Source organism: Rhodanobacter ginsengisoli, from assembly GCF_042657065.1.
In the GTDB taxonomy this organism is placed as follows: domain Bacteria; phylum Pseudomonadota; class Gammaproteobacteria; order Xanthomonadales; family Rhodanobacteraceae; genus Rhodanobacter; species Rhodanobacter ginsengisoli.
The window spans coordinates 1,917,358-1,933,353 of record NZ_JBHSNF010000001.1; the positions used below are offsets into that span (position 1 = coordinate 1,917,358).

Annotated in this window: 16 protein-coding genes; 8 read left to right on the top strand and 8 right to left on the bottom strand. The window is 66.0% G+C overall.

Annotation, left to right across the window (positions count from 1 at the left end):
* The first annotated feature begins 180 nt into the window (after nt 1–180).
* Both polX and ACFPPA_RS08895 read left to right on the top strand, forming a co-directional pair.
* Nucleotides 181–1,914, top strand: coding sequence for a DNA polymerase/3'-5' exonuclease PolX (gene polX, locus ACFPPA_RS08890; RefSeq protein ID WP_377319331.1), 1,734 nt, complete (start codon nt 181–183; stop codon nt 1,912–1,914).
* Between the two features lie 86 nt (nt 1,915–2,000).
* The gene (locus ACFPPA_RS08895) at nt 2,001–2,762 is read left to right on the top strand and encodes a phosphoribosyltransferase (RefSeq protein WP_377319333.1); all 762 of its coding nucleotides are present in this window, start codon (nt 2,001–2,003) and stop codon (nt 2,760–2,762) included.
* 6 nt (nt 2,763–2,768) lie between these two features.
* Here ACFPPA_RS08895 and ACFPPA_RS08900 read toward each other — a convergent pair whose 3' ends face one another.
* Nucleotides 2,769–3,065, bottom strand: a complete 297-nt coding sequence (locus tag ACFPPA_RS08900) for an ElaB/YgaM/YqjD family protein (protein ID WP_377319335.1) — start codon at nt 3,063–3,065, stop codon at nt 2,769–2,771.
* 465 nt (nt 3,066–3,530) lie between these two features.
* Here ACFPPA_RS08900 and ACFPPA_RS08905 point away from each other — a divergent pair, with 465 nt between their 5' ends.
* Nucleotides 3,531–3,992 carry a host attachment protein gene (locus ACFPPA_RS08905; RefSeq protein ID WP_377319337.1) on the top strand — a complete coding sequence of 154 codons (462 nt, stop codon included), beginning with the start codon at nt 3,531–3,533 and terminating at the stop codon, nt 3,990–3,992.
* 21 nt (nt 3,993–4,013) lie between these two features.
* Here the strand turns inward: ACFPPA_RS08905 and ACFPPA_RS08910 are convergent, their stop codons facing one another.
* From ACFPPA_RS08910 to ACFPPA_RS08920, 3 genes are all read right to left on the bottom strand, one after another.
* Nucleotides 4,014–5,408 carry an erythromycin esterase family protein gene (locus ACFPPA_RS08910; protein ID WP_377319339.1) on the bottom strand — a complete coding sequence of 465 codons (1,395 nt, stop codon included), beginning with the start codon at nt 5,406–5,408 and terminating at the stop codon, nt 4,014–4,016.
* Between the two features lie 35 nt (nt 5,409–5,443).
* Nucleotides 5,444–5,890: an Hsp20/alpha crystallin family protein gene (locus ACFPPA_RS08915; protein WP_377319341.1), complete on the bottom strand. Its 447-nt coding sequence runs from the start codon at nt 5,888–5,890 to the stop codon at nt 5,444–5,446.
* Nucleotides 5,891–6,065: 175 nt separating this feature from the next.
* Nucleotides 6,066–7,064, bottom strand: coding sequence for a zinc-dependent alcohol dehydrogenase family protein (locus tag ACFPPA_RS08920; RefSeq protein WP_377319343.1), 999 nt, complete (start codon nt 7,062–7,064; stop codon nt 6,066–6,068).
* Nucleotides 7,065–7,192: 128 nt separating this feature from the next.
* Here ACFPPA_RS08920 and ACFPPA_RS08925 point away from each other — a divergent pair, with 128 nt between their 5' ends.
* The gene (locus ACFPPA_RS08925) at nt 7,193–8,044 is read left to right on the top strand and encodes a LysR family transcriptional regulator (RefSeq protein WP_377319345.1); all 852 of its coding nucleotides are present in this window, start codon (nt 7,193–7,195) and stop codon (nt 8,042–8,044) included.
* A 129-nt stretch (nt 8,045–8,173) separates the two neighbouring features.
* Here ACFPPA_RS08925 and ACFPPA_RS08930 read toward each other — a convergent pair whose 3' ends face one another.
* Nucleotides 8,174–8,923 carry an SDR family oxidoreductase gene (locus tag ACFPPA_RS08930; protein ID WP_377319347.1) on the bottom strand — a complete coding sequence of 250 codons (750 nt, stop codon included), beginning with the start codon at nt 8,921–8,923 and terminating at the stop codon, nt 8,174–8,176.
* Between the two features lie 107 nt (nt 8,924–9,030).
* Here ACFPPA_RS08930 and ACFPPA_RS08935 point away from each other — a divergent pair, with 107 nt between their 5' ends.
* Genes ACFPPA_RS08935 through ACFPPA_RS08945 form a run of 3 tightly spaced genes read left to right on the top strand, consistent with a single transcriptional unit; the run spans nt 9,031 to nt 12,273 of the window.
* Entirely contained in the window at nt 9,031–9,936 is a 906-nt protein-coding gene (locus ACFPPA_RS08935; RefSeq protein WP_377319349.1) for a LysR family transcriptional regulator, read from the top strand.
* 10 nt (nt 9,937–9,946) lie between these two features.
* A complete protein-coding gene (locus tag ACFPPA_RS08940; RefSeq protein WP_377319351.1) occupies nt 9,947–11,206 on the top strand; it encodes a patatin-like phospholipase family protein in 1,260 nt (419 codons plus the stop codon).
* 32 nt (nt 11,207–11,238) lie between these two features.
* Complete coding sequence (locus ACFPPA_RS08945; protein WP_377319353.1) at nt 11,239–12,273, top strand: helix-turn-helix transcriptional regulator; 1,035 nt, start codon at nt 11,239–11,241, stop codon at nt 12,271–12,273.
* A gap of 139 nt (nt 12,274–12,412) precedes the next feature.
* Here ACFPPA_RS08945 and ACFPPA_RS08950 read toward each other — a convergent pair whose 3' ends face one another.
* On the bottom strand, nt 12,413–13,207 hold the full coding sequence (locus ACFPPA_RS08950; protein WP_377319355.1) for an SDR family NAD(P)-dependent oxidoreductase: 795 nt from the start codon (nt 13,205–13,207) through the stop codon (nt 12,413–12,415).
* 301 nt (nt 13,208–13,508) lie between these two features.
* Between ACFPPA_RS08950 and ACFPPA_RS08955 the strand changes: the two genes are divergently transcribed.
* On the top strand, nt 13,509–13,946 hold the full coding sequence (locus ACFPPA_RS08955; protein WP_377319357.1) for a carboxymuconolactone decarboxylase family protein: 438 nt from the start codon (nt 13,509–13,511) through the stop codon (nt 13,944–13,946).
* 22 nt (nt 13,947–13,968) lie between these two features.
* Here the strand turns inward: ACFPPA_RS08955 and ACFPPA_RS08960 are convergent, their stop codons facing one another.
* Together ACFPPA_RS08960 and ACFPPA_RS08965 are read right to left on the bottom strand one after the other, a co-directional pair.
* Nucleotides 13,969–14,469 carry a MarR family winged helix-turn-helix transcriptional regulator gene (locus ACFPPA_RS08960; RefSeq protein WP_377319359.1) on the bottom strand — a complete coding sequence of 167 codons (501 nt, stop codon included), beginning with the start codon at nt 14,467–14,469 and terminating at the stop codon, nt 13,969–13,971.
* A complete protein-coding gene (locus tag ACFPPA_RS08965; RefSeq protein ID WP_377319361.1) occupies nt 14,466–15,995 on the bottom strand; it encodes an MFS transporter in 1,530 nt (509 codons plus the stop codon). Before ACFPPA_RS08965 ends, ACFPPA_RS08960 begins: the two co-directional genes overlap by 4 nt.
* Between the last annotated feature and the right edge of the window lies 1 nt (nt 15,996).

Consider the following 15,996-nt stretch of genomic DNA (forward strand, 5'->3'; position numbering starts at 1 on the left):
AAGCCGGAACCGCTTGAAGCATCGCGCATGCCCGATGACGCATGCTGACCCCGATCAAGTATCGGGCATTTTCCGGCGACGTTCCTGCATTGCTCGCATGCGCGGAATTTGATCCAGATCGCCTCCCCTTTCCTGCGCGGCGATACGCTGTCGACGATCCATGCCTCGGGAGCGCCCTCGATGACTCGTCGCAATGCCGATATCGCCGCCATTTTCGAGGAAATCGCCGACCTGCTCGAATTGCAGCAGGCCAATACCTTCCGCGTGCGTGCCTACCGCAATGCCGCCCGCACGGTCTCCACCTGGCCCCGGGAGATGGCCGAGCTGGTGGCACAGGGTGGTGACCTGGACGACCTGCCGGGCATCGGCAAGGACCTCGCTGGCAAGATCGGCGAGATCCTTGCGCGGGGCAGTTGCGACCAGCTCGATCGCCTGCGTGCGACGTCTCCACCGGGCATCACCGACCTGCTGCATATTTCCGGCCTGGGGCCCAAGCGGGTGCACGCGCTGTACCACGAGCTGGGAATCCATACGCCGACCCAGTTGCTCAGCGCCGCGCGCGAAGGGCGTATCCGCGCCCTGCCCGGCTTTGGGGTGGCCAGTGAGCGGCGCATTGCCGAAGCCGTCGCCGGGCATCTGGAGCGCGCCCGACGCTGGCCGCTGGCACGGGTCAGCGCGCACGTCGAGGCGCTGCAAGCCTATCTGCGCGCGGCACCGGGCGTTTCCCGGGTCGTGGTCGCCGGCAGCTTTCGCCGTCGGCGCGACACGGTCGGCGATCTGGACATCCTGATCGTGGCCGGCGCCGGGGCCGCGCTGGCCGGCTACCTGACCGCATTCGAGGAAGTCGCCGACGTGCTTTCGCAGGGCCCCACCCGAACCAGTGTGGTGCTGAAGGACGGCCTGCAGGTGGACTTCCGTGTGGTGGGTGCCGCCAGCTTCGGCGCCGCGATGGTCTACTTCACCGGCTCCAAGGCGCACAACCTGGCCCTGCGCCGGATCGCCCAGGCACGCAAGCTGAAGATCAACGAATACGGCGTGTACCGCGACGGCAAGCGCATTGCCGGCGACACCGAGGCATCGGTGTATGCCTCCATCGGCCTCCCCGGCATCCCGCCGGAGCTGCGCGAAAACCGGGGCGAGATCGAAGCTGCCCGCGACGGGAAACTGCCGAAGCTGGTCGAGCGCAAGGACCTTCGCGGTGACCTGCATGCCCACACCACCGCCAGCGACGGTCGCGAAGGCCTCGAACAGATGGCCGTGGCCGCCCGGGCGGCAGGCCTGAGCTACCTCGCCATTACCGATCATTCACACAGCCTGGGTATTGCGCATGGGCTGGACGAACGGCGGCTGGCGGCGCACATCGAGGCGATCGACCGGCTCAACGAAAAGCTCGACGGCATCGTCCTGCTCAAGGGCATCGAGGTGGACATCCTGGCGGACGGACGGCTCGATCTGCCCGATGCCGCCCTGGCTCGTCTGGACCTCGTGGTCGGTGCCGTGCACAGCCGCCTGGACCTGCCGCGCGAGCAGCAGACCGCACGCATCCTGCGCGCGATGGATCACCCTCATTTCAGCATCCTGGCCCATCCGAATGGACGGCTGTTCGGCACGCGCGGCCCTTGCGAGCTGGACATGGACCGGATCATCCGTCACGCCCATGAGCGTGGTTGCTTCCTCGAGCTGAACTGCCAGCCGGATCGGCTGGACATGTTCGACTTCCAGTGCCGCCAGGCCAGCAACGCCGGCGTGATGATCGCAATTTCCAGCGATGCCCATCACCGCAACGACTTTCGCTGGCTGTCGCTCGGCGTCGACCAGGCTCGGCGCGGATGGCTGGAGGCCGGTGGTGTTCTCAACGCCCTGCCCCTGCCGCAGTTGCGCAAGCGACTGGCGAGCACCATGGGTACGCGGTAACGAGATGCCGATCGGTGGCGACAGCTCCCGCGTGCGGTGCGTCGCGGAAGGCCTGACCTGATCGCCCCTCGTGCCGCACGTGGCCGATGACTCGCGCCGGCTCAGTTGATCTGCGTCAAAACGCCCTGCGGGGACCGGAGCAGACTGTTTTCCATTGCTCGATGGAGTGTGCGCCGATGTCCTTGCTGCCGTTCCTCGATCGTATCCAGGCAGGCCAGTTTCTGGCAGATCGCCTGAGTGGCTGGCGTGGCCGCCACCCGCTGATCCTGGCGATACCTCGTGGTGCGGTGCCCATCGGACGCGTGCTTGCCGATGCGCTGGACGGTGACCTCGACGTGGTGCTGGTGCGCAAGCTCGGTGCGCCCTTCAACCCGGAGTATGCGGTGGGCGCCGTTGATGAATCGGGCGACGTGCAACTGTCGCCGTATGCCGATTCTGTCGGAGCGGACGAGTCGTATCTCGCCGGCGAGGTTGCCCGGCAATTGAGGCGGATCCGCGAGCAGCGCCGTCTGTATGGCGAGGGCGGCGAGCCGATCGATCCGCAAGGCCGCGTGGTCATCGTGGTGGACGACGGGCTGGCCACGGGGGCGACGATGGCGGCCGCCCTGGCGTGGGTGCGCAAACGGACGCCGGCGCATCTGATCTGTGCCGTTCCCGTGGCATCGGGTGACGCCCTGGCGAGAATGGCCAGGCTTGCGGATGAGGTCGTATGCCTCGCCGCACCCGCCGACTTCTCCAGCGTCGGCGCCCACTACATGCGTTTTCAGCAGGTCGAGGATGCCGAAGTCATCGCCGCGCTGCGTCGCCGGGACAAGGCCACCGGACGCGCGCCACCATCGCCCGGGTGACTTTCTTCAGCGATGCGACCGGGTGCTCAGCATGCCCAGCAGGAACGACACGGTTGCCGCGACGCCCACGACGCCCCACGCATTTTCGTGCACGTATCGGTTGCCTTGTGCCGAAGCCCGGCGCAGGCGATCAGTGGCATCCTGCTGCACTTGCTGCAGACGCTCGCGGACAGCATGCAGCCGCTGCCGAAGCCTTTCATTCCGCTCGCCGGCATCCTCTCCCACATCTTCGAGAAGCTGCTCGATATCCTCCGCGACCACGCGCAGATCCTCTTTCAGTTGCTCGTTGTAAAGGGGGTTCATGCATTTCTCCTGCCAGTGGACGAATCGTTCCAGCCCGATGCACACACGCCGCGCTGCCGCATGCAAGGCGGCGCAGGTCCATGGCAAACATAGCCGCGCGAGCCACGCCGCTCATTGACCCACGTCAACATCCGGTGCCGGTCTTCGACGGCACGGGCCCCGGGTCGAAACCGCCTTGCACGACGGCCTGCCGTCCGCACGGAGCGTGGGTTGCAAGCGTCCATGTCATTGACGGAGATCAACAGCGGATCCGGCGATCCCGCTAAAGTGAAAATGCACCGGTGGCATGCCGTGATCCCACGGCACCCGGCCTCCGCGCATGTCAGGTAGAAGGTGTCTCGAGTGATTCGATCGGGGCGGAAGGACATGATGCGCGGAGACGGCTGCAACCGTGAGTGCGGATCGTCAGCCTCACGGCTGCCATCCGATTCATGTGACGCCCCGTATCCGGGGTGGGAGGTTGACATGTCGAGTACATGGGTTCTGGTTGCCGACAGCACCCGCGCGCGCCTGTTCGAAGTCGCGCCTGCGAACAAGGCCCTGAGTGAGCTGGCCTGCTATACGAATCCCGATGGTCGGGCGCCCGGTCGCAAGGCAGCGACGGATCGATTGCCCCGGGTCAACGAGAGCGTGGGCAGTGTTCGTCACGCGATCGAGCCACACACTTCCCTGCGCGAAAAGAGCACCGACCATTTTGCTCATACCTTGGGCGAAACCCTGGAACGTGGGCGTCTGGAGCATTCGTACGACCGACTGGTGCTGGTCGCGCCGGATCGCTTTCTCGGTGCCTTGCGCGGCAATTTCAGCAAGGATCTGAGTGACTGCGTGGTGGGTGAGATCCGCCTCAACCTGACCGCGCTGCCGCTCCACGAACTGCATTCGCGACTGCCAGGCGACCTGCTGGCCCGGGGGCTCGCGGAGTCATGAAGTCGTTGCGCCGGAACGCCCTCAGGGGTTGCCAGGAAGGTGGCTGGAGAGCGTTTCGCGATGCCGCGCGTGGCTATCGTCGTCGAAGGGTTCCACCGCTTCGGTTTCATCCAGGTGGAACACGGCGTCGAATTGCGCGGGCAACATCGCCTCGAAATAGTGACTGGCAAACTCGGTATGCGGCCGGTAGAGCACGCCGATCGCCCGCTCGAGCATGGGCGAGTGCAGCGTGCGGGCCACCGGATCGCCCAGGGAAAGATAGAACCGATCGAGCCGGCTGCGATGGAACAGGCCTTCGTAACTGTCTGCGCGTGCCGGCCGCACGATCTGGCACTCGGCCGGGCCATCCCATTCGTGCGCCGCGGTGACGGTGCCGGCGTAGGTGGTGAAGCCGACGAGCATCGATCCCGCCGAGCCGACGCGCTGACGAACCAGTTGCCCGACATTCCATTCGCCCGCCTCCCCCATCTGCGTCGCCCTGGCATCGCCGAGATGGGAGTTGTGCGCCCATACGACGATCTTGCCCGCCTGCCCCTGCGACTGCAGGTGATGCTGCAGGGAGAACAGTGTCTGCGTCATGTGCTGGTCGCGCCGGTTCCAGCTGTCCGCCCGTGAACCGAACATTTCGCGATAGTAGGCCTCGGCGCTCATCACCACATGGGCGTTGCGTTCCGCAAAAAACTGCTCGTCGGCAGCGCGCCGGCCGTCCCGGGTCAGATATTCGGGAGCATTCCGGACCAGTTGGACCAGGCGCTCCTGCACGGCCATCCGGCAATCGGGCCGGAGCCCCGCGGCTACTTCATAGCCGTAGCCCTGTGGATCCCGTACGTGGTCGAGGGCGGCATATTGTTTGCGCGCAAGCGAGGCCTGCTGTTGATCCACGCCTTCGAGATAGCCGATCACCGCTTCGGCGGAGCGGTAGAGGCTGTACATGTCCAGGCCATAGAAGCCGACGCGGCTATCTTCCGGCCGTCCGATGTTGTGGTCGTGCAGCCACTCGATGAAGCTCAGAACCTCTTCATTGCACCACATCCAGCGCGGAAAGCGCTCGAAGTCATCGAACGCCTGCCGCGCGGTGGCTTCAAGCCCCTCGCCCCGTACAAACCGGTTGAGCCGGTACGCATCGGGCCAGTCCGCTTCCACGGCCACCGCTTCGAAACCGCGCTCGATAATCAGCCGGCGCGTGATCTGCGCCCGCATGCGATAGAACTCGCGCGTACCATGCGTCGCCTCGCCCAGCAGGACGAACGAACGGTCCCCGACCGCCTCGATCAGCGCATCGTAGTCATGGTCCAGGCCGTCCAGCCGGACGGCTTCCGACCGGATCGCATCGAGCGGGTTGAGGAATGCGTCACTCATGAGGCGTCCGCGTGGCGTGGCCGTTGGTAATCGGGGAAGCTGGTGACCCCGCCCCATCACCCGAACAATGCGACGGGGTCACTGCGGACCGCTCAACTGACCGCGATCTTGCGTGCGCTGCCGTTGGGCCGCTTGGGCAGGTCGAGGGACAGCACGCCGTTGTCACAGCGGGCCTCGGCCTTCGCACTGTCGAACTCGCCCGGCAGCGTAAAGGAGCGATAGACCTTGCCGTAGTAGCGTTCGGTATAGATTTCCGCTTCGTCCTTCTTGTTCCTGGTTTCGCGTTTGACCTCGGCGCTGATCGATACCTGATTGCCGTCGACCGAGAGCTCGATGTCATTCTTGTCGACACCGGGAATCTCCGCCTTGATGTGGAACGCCTTGTCGTCCTCGGAGACGTCGATGCGCATGTCCGGCGCCGCCTCCAGATCGCGCCATTGCGGGCGTGCAGCCAGGCTGCGGAACATGTCCTCGAAGCTGGTCAGCGGGTCGAAACGAGAGGTTGCCTTGAGTGGATTCCAGTGGGTCAGCGTGGTCATGGGGTATTTCCTCCAGCACTTATCACGCGCACATCCCCACTTGCGGCAGGGATGCTGCGCCAACTCGCTACCGACACCGAGTCTCCGATGCGGGAGCGAGACCTGGATAAAACATACTCGCGCGTGCCGGCGTGCTATTGACGCAGATCAACCCCGCGACGGGTGACCGACCAGCTCAACCGTTGATGTCGACCACCAGCTTGCCGCGGGCTTCGCGCTGGCCGAGCAGCAAGTGCGCCTCGCCGACCGAGGCCAGGTCGAAGTGCCGATCATCCACCTGCGGGATCAGCTGGCCCGACTCGGCCATCTCGGCGGCGTGGCGCATGATCTCCCCATGATGAGCCCGGCCTTCGCCGGTGAGCAGCGGAAGCAGTGTGAACACGCCGGAATAGGTGCCCGCACGGAAGGACAGCGGCGCCAGCGCATGCGTGCCCCAGCCAAGCGCGCTGACCACGTGGCCGAAACGGGCGGCTGCCTTGAACGAGGCATCCAGGCTGGCGCCGCCGGCGGTGTCGTAGACCACCTCGAAGCCGCGACCGGCGGTGTGCTCGGCGACATATTCCTCGACGGTGGCGGTCCTGTAGTCGATCGGCGTGGCACCCAGTCGCGCGATGAATGGGGCTTTCGCCGCCGAGTCGGTGGCAAACACGGTGGCGCCGAGCGCACGGGCGATCTGGATGGCCATATGGCCCACCCCGCCGGCGCCCTGCACCAGCACGGTCTGGCCAGCGTGCAGATGGACGCGGTCGACCAGACCCTCCCATGCCGTGATGAAGGCCAGCGGCACGGCAGCGGCTTCGCGCATGCTGAAGTTGGACGGCTTGTGTGCCAGCAGGGCGGCGTCCACCGCGGCGTATTCGGCCAGCGAACCCTGCACGCCGCCCACGCCGCCGGTCATGCCATACACCTCGTCGCCGGTGCGGAAGGCCGTGACACCCGGCCCCACCGATTCGACGATACCCGCCATGTCGATGCCCAGGATGGCCGGCAACGGGTGCCTGGCGTGGGCGGCATCGCCACTGCGGATCTTCAGGTCCAGCGGATTGACGGCGCTGGCCATGATCTTCACCAGCACCTGCCCCGCCTGCGGCACGGGGCGGGCCACGATGGCGAGGCGAAAGGCCTCGCCATGGTTTTCGAGTACGGCGGCATGCATGGAAAGGTGGGCGCTCATGGTGGGTTCCTCGGGATTCGTGGAGGCCACGTTAGGCCAAAACTATTTGCATGAAAATGAAAATTGATGCATGTTTTTCATGCATAAATGCATGGCCCAACCAAGCCCTTCGACAACCGGAGAGATGAATGGAATGGAGTGACCTGCGCGTCTTCCTCGCCGTCGCGCGCGAGGGAACACTGGGGGCGGCGGCCCGTCGAGTCGGGCAGACCCAGCCGACCATGGGCCGGCGCCTGCGCGCACTGGAGCAGGCGGTGGGCCACACCCTGTTCCAGCGCACTCCCGATGGTTTCATGCTTACCGAGGAAGGCGCCGCCGTGCTGCGTCATGCCGAGCGCATCGAGGAAGAGGTGCTGGCATTCCAGCGACAGCTGGATGGCCAGGAACAGCATCTCGAAGGCCCGCTGCGACTCACCGCGTCCGACTGGTTCGGCACCTACGTCCTGTCACCGGTGCTGGCGGATTTCGCCCGGATGCATCCGGGCGTCACCGTCGAACTGCTGACCGATACACGCTTCTTCAGCCTGTCGCGTCGCGAGGCCGACCTCGCCTTCCGCATCCAGCCATTCGACGAGCCGGACGTGGTCGCGCGCAAACTGCTGCGCATGCCGTACGGCCTGTACACGAAGGCAGGCTCGGCTCATCCGCAAGCCGGCGACGGGAGTGGTTGTGCGTTGATCACCATGGACACCGCCTTCAGCGAGATGCCCGACGTCGCCTGGCTGCAGCGGACGTTGCCGAAGGCCCGTGTGGCCTTTCGCAGCAATGCGCGGGCGATCCATGCGCAGATGTGCGCTCACGGTGCCGGGCTCGCGGTGCTGCCGCGATCGCTGGGCGATGGCTTCCCCGGCCTCGAGCGCATCGACCTCGGCAAGGAGCCACCCGCGCGCGATACCTGGGTCGGTTATCACCGCGACCTGAAGCGACTTGCCCGCCTGCGCGCGCTGCTGGACCTGCTGGTAGACCGACTCGCGAACTGATTTATTCGCCGACCCAGGCCTGTGCCGGTGCCATCAGCCTGTGTGGCTGGCGCCTGCATGAACGGCTGCCGGGGTCCGGGCTGGTGGCGGCTCGAGGTGCCCGCCTGCGCGGCCCCGGCATTGGCTGGCTCAAAGCTGGCTCATGCCACCGTCGATGACGATTTCGGTGCCGACGATGAAAGCCGACTCGGGCGAGGCCAGGTGCAGCACGGTGGCCGCGATTTCCTCGGGTGTGCCGAAGCGACCCAGCGGCACCTGTGCCTGGATCTGCGCTGCGGTGGCCTCGAGTGTCGCCGCATCCATGCCGAGCTTGCCGTAGAGCGGCGTATGGACCGGACCGGGACTGACCACGTTGACGCGCACGCCGCGCGGCAGCAGCTCGGCCGACAGCGTGCGGGACAGCGAGATCAGGGCGGCCTTGCTGGCCGCATAGACGGATGTGTTCGGCATGCCGATATGGGCGTTGATCGAACCGTTGATCACGATCGATGCACCGGGATTGAGCTGGGGCAGCAGCGACTGCAACTGGAAGTAGGCACCTTTCACGTTGGTGTCGAAGCCCTGGTCCCACAGCGCCTCGTCGACATCCGGGAACGCCGCGAAACGAGCCGAGCCGGCATTGATGAAGATGGCATCGAGCTTGATGCCTTCGGCGGCAACCGCTTTGGCCAGCTCGCGTGCGGCAGGCACCGAGCCGGCGTCGTTGCGTATCGCGAGGGCATTCGGCCCCAGGCTGGCCCGGGCCTGTTCCAGCGTCGCGCCGTCGCGACCGGTGATGACGACGCGCGCGCCTTCGGCGGCGAACGCCCTGGCGGCGGCCAGGCCGATGCCGCTGCTGCCGCCGGTAACGAGTACGGATTTTCCTTCGAAACGATTCATGGTGTGCTCCAGATGGGTGGGTGATGCAAGACAGTGATGACATCCTGCTCGCCTCCCCGCCGTTTGCCGTACCATCGTTTCGACGGACTCGTACGATGAGGTCGAACATGTTGTCCGATGACGAATTGGCCTTGCTGGAAGCGATTCGGGACAGCGGCAGCCTGTCCCGCGCGGCGGCCCGGCTGGGCAAGGCACCTTCGACCATTTCGCATGCGGCGCGTCAGCTGGAGACGCGTTTCGATGCCCTGCTGTTCGACCGCCGCCGCTATCGCCTGCAACTCACCCCGGCCGGCCAGTTGCTGACCCAGGAAGCCGCCCGGCTGATTCAGGACGTGTCGCGACTGAGTCAGCGCGTGAAGCAGGTCGCCAACGGCTGGGAAGATCGCCTGCACATCGTTACCGACGAAATCCTCGAATTCGAGACCTTGCTGCCGGTGATCCACAGCTTCGACGCGCTGCAATCCGGGGTCAGCCTGCGCATCACCCACGAAGTTCTGGGCGGTACCTGGGAGGCTCTGCGCGAGGGCCGCGCCGACCTGGTCGTGGGAGCCACCAACGAGCCGCCGGCAATGCCGCAGTTGCGCTGGCTGGAACTGGGCGCGATGGACTGGATATTCGCGATCTCTCCGCGCCACCCGCTTGCCAGGGCCAGCGAGCCACTGACGCAGGACGTGGTCAGTCGCCATCGGGCGGTGGTCGTCGCCGACTCCTCCCGCAGCGTCGGTCGCGCCTATGGTTTGCTCGGTGGCCAGGCGACCCTCGCCGTGCCCAGCATGCGCGCGAAAATCCTCGCGCAATGCGAAGGCCTCGGCGTGGGCTGGCTGCCGCGCAAGCGGATCGCAGCCTCGCTGAAGCGCGGCGAGCTGGTGGAGCGGAAGATGGCCGATCCACGCGAACCCAATGTCCTGTATGTCGCGTGGCGCGGCGATCACGATGGTCGCGCCCTCGCCTGGTGGCTGGAGCAACTGCGCCAGCCAAGGCTGGCCAGGCGGTTGGTCGAAGGACTGAGTTGAGGAGACAGCGATGAACCGGCGATCGGCGATGCGGGGCCCGACGGCATGTCTTCTGCTCGGCCTGCTGTTTCTGCTGGGCGGTTGCCAGACCGCGCCACGTCGTGCCGCGCCCCCGGAGCTGATAAGCCGCGCCACGCCGGATGGCTTTCCCCCCACGGTAAGACTGGTGACCACCGACCTGCGTGGCTTCACCACCCAGGCGACCGCATTCTTCAAGGGTATCCGTGCCGCGGCGACGGACGGAACGGTGGACATCCTCGCGCTATCGGGCGGCGGTTCCGGCGGCGCCTACGGTGCCGGTGCGCTGGCCGGGCTGAGCCGCGCCCATGCCCGTCCCCAATTCGAGATGGTGACCGGGGTGAGCGCCGGTGCACTGCTTGCCCCGTTTGCGTTTCTGGGTCCGGACTGGGATGCACGCATGCAGCAGGCGTTTACCGGCAAGCGCAGTGCCCGGCTGATGCGCTCGCCGACCCGAACCATCCTGGCCCGGCTGCTGTCACCGCGTGGCCTGCTCCACCGCAATCCGTTGTTCCAGCTGGTCGATCGCTTCGTTACCCCGGCCATGATCGATGCGATCGCCAGCGAGGCCGCCAAGGGGCGCCGGCTGATCGTGGCCACGACCGACCTGGACAAGCACGAGACCGTGCTGTGGGACATGGGTGAGATCGCCAAACGGGGTGGCCCGCCCGCGCGCAGGCTGTTCCGTGACGTGCTGATCGCGTCGGCCAGCGTACCCGGGATCTTCCCTCCAGTACTCATCCACGTCAGCGACGGCCATGCCCGCTATGACGAGATGCACGTGGACGGCAGCGTGACCACGTCGGTATTCACCATGCCGCTGATCGTCGGGATCCGGGCCTTTGACGTCCCCGAGCTGCATGGTGCCCATCTTTACCTGATCGTGAACGGCCAGTTGGCACGGAAGCCACGCACGACGCCATTCAATACCGTCGATGTGCTGTCGGACAGTTTCGAGGCGGAAATGACCTACAAGACCCGTGGCGCGATCCTGGAAAGCATCGCGGCGGCCCGGCGCATGCACATGCAATTCCGCATGACGGAAATTCCGGTGGACTACCCGCAGGAAAGCTTCGTCGACTTCGACTCGAAGCACATGCAGACGCTGTTCGACTATGCCGAGGATTGTGCATCGCGAGGGCTGCTCTGGCTGACACCGGAACAGTCGATCCGGCGCAACATGAGCGTGCATCCGACGATTGCAAACCAACCGCCAACCTGCCCGGCGCCGGCCGTTCATCCCGCCCGCTGAACCTGCCTGTCCACTTGCATGGACAGCTAAACATGCCCAGCGCGGCGGCGTATATTTCGCCGCAGACACCTCGAATGTCCGTGGAGGGATCTCCGATGCAAAAAGGAGCCTACGGCAATCGTCTGGGACGATCGTTCCGCATGAGCAATCCGCCCACGTTGACGACGCATACTGCCGGCAAGCAGCCGCTGGCTGTCACCGAAGTGTTCTGCGACACCCCGGACTACGGTTTCACCGCACCGATCGCCGCCGAATCGTCCTATATCGTCGGGTTGCAATTGCGCGGTTTGCAGCGTCACGCACTGTGGCTGGATGGACGACCGGTTCCGGTGCGGCCGATCGTTCCGGGCACCACACACTTCTACGATCTGGAGCGCCACCCGATCGCGTACATAAAGGACCCGTTCCATCCGCTTTTCTTCTATGTTCCGCGCACCGCGCTGACTGAACTGAGTGAGGAACTGGGCACCCGGGAGGCAAGCGATCTGCGCTATCGGCCCGGCGAGTTCATCGACGATCCGGTCATCCGCCATCTCGGCCTCAGCCTGCTGCCGGCGCTGCATGCGCAGCGCGAGAACCACCAGCTGTTCGTCGACCATGTCCTGCTGGCGCTGCGCGCCCATTTGTTGAGCGCCTACGGTGACGTGCGCCATCGCAGTCCGTCGATGCGGGGCGGCCTGGCCCCGTGGAGACAGCGCCAGGCGACGGAATTGATGCGCGAACATCTCGTCGACGGGATTCCCCTGGCGTTGGTGGCCAAGGCCTGCGACCTGTCGTGCAGCGCTTTCGTGCGCGCCTTCAAGAAGAGCACCGGGCTGTCGCCGCACCAATGGCTGATTGCGCAGCGTATCGAGCTGGCCCTGAAGCTGATGCGTGACGATCACAGCCTGACCCTGGCCGACGTAGCCCTGGCCGCGGGGTTCGCCGATCAGAGCCATTTCACGCGCACGTTCACCTGCAAGATGGGGGTGAGTCCCGGTGCCTGGCGTGGTGCGATCGAGCCTCGCCCGGCAAGGCGCACCGATGGCGGACTCAACGCGTCGGGGATGGACGATCCGCCTCACTGAGCGGGCCGAACCTCCCCGACTTCCATCCGGCGATCTTGCAACGGCTGGTCGGGTGGTGGGCTTCTCGAACGTGCGAGATGAAGATGTTCGACGGCATCGAACGATCGCGCCAGATCCTCGGGACCCGGATCACCGGGCCTCAGATCACCGAGCGCACCACACCGCCGTCGACACGCACGGCGGCGCCGGTGGTGGCCGAGGCCTGTTCGGAAGCGAGATAGACGGCCATATGGGCCACTTCGTCGACCGTGGCCAGCCGCTTGATCAGCGACGATGGCCGATGGGTGGCGATGAACTCGCGCTCGACCTGTTCCACCGGAACGCCCTGCTCCGCTGCGATCTTGCCGAAGAAGTCGCCGACGCCTTCGGAGCGGGTCGGCCCGGGCAGGATCGCGTTCACCGTGACGCCGGTGCCGGCCAGCGACTCGGCCAGCCCGCGCGACACCGCGAGCTGGGCGGTCTTGGTCACGCCGTAGTGCACCATCTCGGCCGGAATCTGCACACCCGACTCGCTGGACAGGAACTGCACCCGACCCCAGCCGCGCTTCGCCATGCCCTGCGCGTAGTGACGGGCAAGCCGCACGCCGCTCATCACGTTGACCTCGAAGAAGCGCAGCCAGTCCGCGTCGGGGATATCGAAAAATCCCTTCGGCTCGAAGATGCCGAGGTTGTTGACCAGGATGTCGGTATCCGGCACCGCCGCAATCAGCTGTTCGGCACCCGCGCGCGTACCGAGATCACCGGCCACGCCGCTCAGTTGCGCGCCGTCGATCTGGCCGGCGATATCGGCGATGGCGTCGTCGACACGCGCCTGGGTACGGCCGGTAATGACCACGTGCGCGCCCGCAGCGGCCAGGCCGCGCGCGATCGCCAGACCGATGCCGGCGGTGGAGCCGGTCACGATCGCATGGCGTCTGTTCAAGTCGATATGCATGGGATTTCCTTGGGAGGGGGAGCGCGCCCGCGCCGAGCGCGCAGTAGTTCACAGGACTGTGGGCGCAACGCCGACGATTCAAGCGTCGAGACTTCGGCGCAGCCGTCGGAGTGCCTCTGCATCAGCGCAGCCAAGATCAGGCACATCGACACGCGCTGACTTGTCCCTTTCGCGCTTTTCGCTTCGGCATCGCCATGGCTGCCGCGCCGAACGATCCATCCGGGGCACGAATGTTCGAGCCGGCTAGGCCCGGCACGATCAGGCTGACGTGCATCCACGGTCCGCCAGCAGGAGTCCTGCCATGAACAGCCGTCTCGATTTCTGCAAGACCAGCCCGGAAGCGATCAAGGCGATGATCGCGCTGGAGCAGCCCATCGGGAACAGTTCGCTGGAGAAACCGCTGATCGAACTGGTGCGCCTGCGTGCCTCGCAGATCAACGGTTGTGCCTACTGCATGGATCTGCACTCCGCCGATGCGCGCAAGGCCGGCGAGGATGAGCGGCGCTTGGCCACGGTGGGTGCCTGGCGCGAAACGCCTTTCTTCAGCCAGCGTGAACGTGCCGCGCTGGCATGGACCGAAGCAGTCACCCTGGTCAGCAGCACGCACGTGCCCGACGATGTGTGGGAATCGGTACAGCCGCATTTCACCCCGGAGGAAATGACCGACCTGACCCTGCTGGTGGTCGCGATCAACGGCTGGAACCGCTTCTCGATCGCCCTCCGCAAGATGCCGGCCTGAGCGTGGCTGCGGTGCCGGCGGCTCAGGTGAAGATGTCCTTGCGTGACGATGTCGCAGGTGCGCCCCGCTGGCCGCATCCGATGCGGCTGGCGGCATGTGCCAGCGCCATGGCAATGCGGTCCAGTTGGGCGGCCTCCGTGCCCAGGTCCATCGCCTGCGCGATTCGTTCGATGCGCGGCGCGAGCCGCCGGTACATGGCCCGGCCCGCCGAGGTGAGGCTGATCATGCTGCTGCGGCGATCGGCATGGCTGCGTCGGTTCTCCAGCAGGCCTCGCTGGGTCAGTTGATGGATCGCGCGCGACAAGGAGCCCGCGTCGCGCGAGGTGGCCCGCGCGAAATGGGTCAGCGTACGGCCCTCGCCGCGCGCGACTTCCGATACCAGCAGCCACTGCACCACGCTCAGATCGTCGGCGGCAAGCTCCCGTCCCACTGAGTGCCACAAGGCCCGGTGCAGCCGCTCGACGGCGATCAGCGCATGGCGCACCACCTCATCGTCGCTGCCGATGGCGTCGCGGCGGTTCATCGGAACACCCGCTGCAGCAGCGTCACCGCGACGCCCAGGACACCCAGCACGGCGATCAGGCGGAAGTGGTCGATGTTCGCCAGCAGCGCCGATTGCCGGGCCAGCATCCGGGCCACCTCGGCCACTGCGATTCGCGCGGCTTCGCTGGGGCCGACGCTGGGGGTCAAAGCGCCCTGCAGGTGCCGGATCGTGGCGAGGTAGACCGGGTTGTCCGGCGTCACCTGCGCATTGAGCACGTTGTAGTGCACGGTGGCGCGCCACTGCTGTCCCAACGTGGCGACGGAAATGCCCAGCGCGATACCCGCCTGCGCCAGCATGTTCTTCACTTGCTGCGCATTGGAGAACAGCGTCTCGTCGCCCTCCATCTGGCGGAACGCCTGCATCGCGGTGATCGGCAGCACGGTCAGCAGGAAGATGTTGTAGCAGGCCAGCGCCGGCAGGATGTGCAGCCACGGACTGGCCGCCGGATCGAGTCGCGCCAGCAGGACGCCGAAAGTGGCCAGCGCCAGGAAGCCGGTGATCCAGTACTTCCTCGGGGCCGGGTGCTTCGGCAGCAAGCGGGCGACCACGGTGAACGTGGCAACCGCCGCCAGCGCACCCAGGGCTTCGAAGTGGCCCACCGTTTCCCACGAATAGCCCAGGCTCCGCAGCAGCATCGACGGCACCACGTAATTGTTCGCGCCCAGCATCAGGTAGGCGAACAGGAACAGCGTGACGCCGGCGAGGTAACGCAGGTGCAGCATGGGGCGCAGATGCAGCAGCGGGCGCTCGTTTTTTCGCTGGTGATGCGCGTACGCCAGCAACGCCACCAGCGCGGCAACCAGGGTGGCGGCGACGTAGAGCACATCGCCGTAGAAGTCGTAGTAGAAGCGCTGCAATGCATAGAGCAGCGCGAAACTGCCACCCACCAGCAAGACCTGCAACCACGGATTCCAGTCGCTTCGGCCTTCCTCGTAGCCGCGCAGATCACTGGTCAGGCTGCTGCTGGCGAGCACGAAGGCCAGCCCGTCGAGGATCGCCAGCAGCCAGAAGATCGCCGACCAGGTGTCGTTGGACACCGCCTGCGCCGCCAGCCAGGGCCCGGCGGCGATGCATAGCGCCACGCCGTACGCCAGCGACTTGATACCGGTGAAGCGGCGCGGTCCGGCCAGCGCATGGTGGATGATCATGCGCGCCGACGTGAAGAATGCACCGCCGCCGAGCGCCATCACCACACGGCCCAGCAGGAACGAAGCGAAGTCGTGGCTGGTGGCGCACAGCACCGCACCGAGCAACGACACCACCGCGGCGCACTGGATGAAAAGTCTTCCGCCCAGGCGGGTGACGAACCAGCGCTGCATCGAAATCACCAGAATCGCCACGCTGGCATAGACCGCGGCGATCAGGCTGAAGTCCTCCGGCGTGATGCTGACCTCGCCCATGATCGGACCCGCGCCGAACGCGACCATGCTCAGTTGCAGGAATTCGATCGCGGTCAGCACGAAGATCGTGGCATACAGCAACGGGCCGGGTGCGCGGGTGTTCATG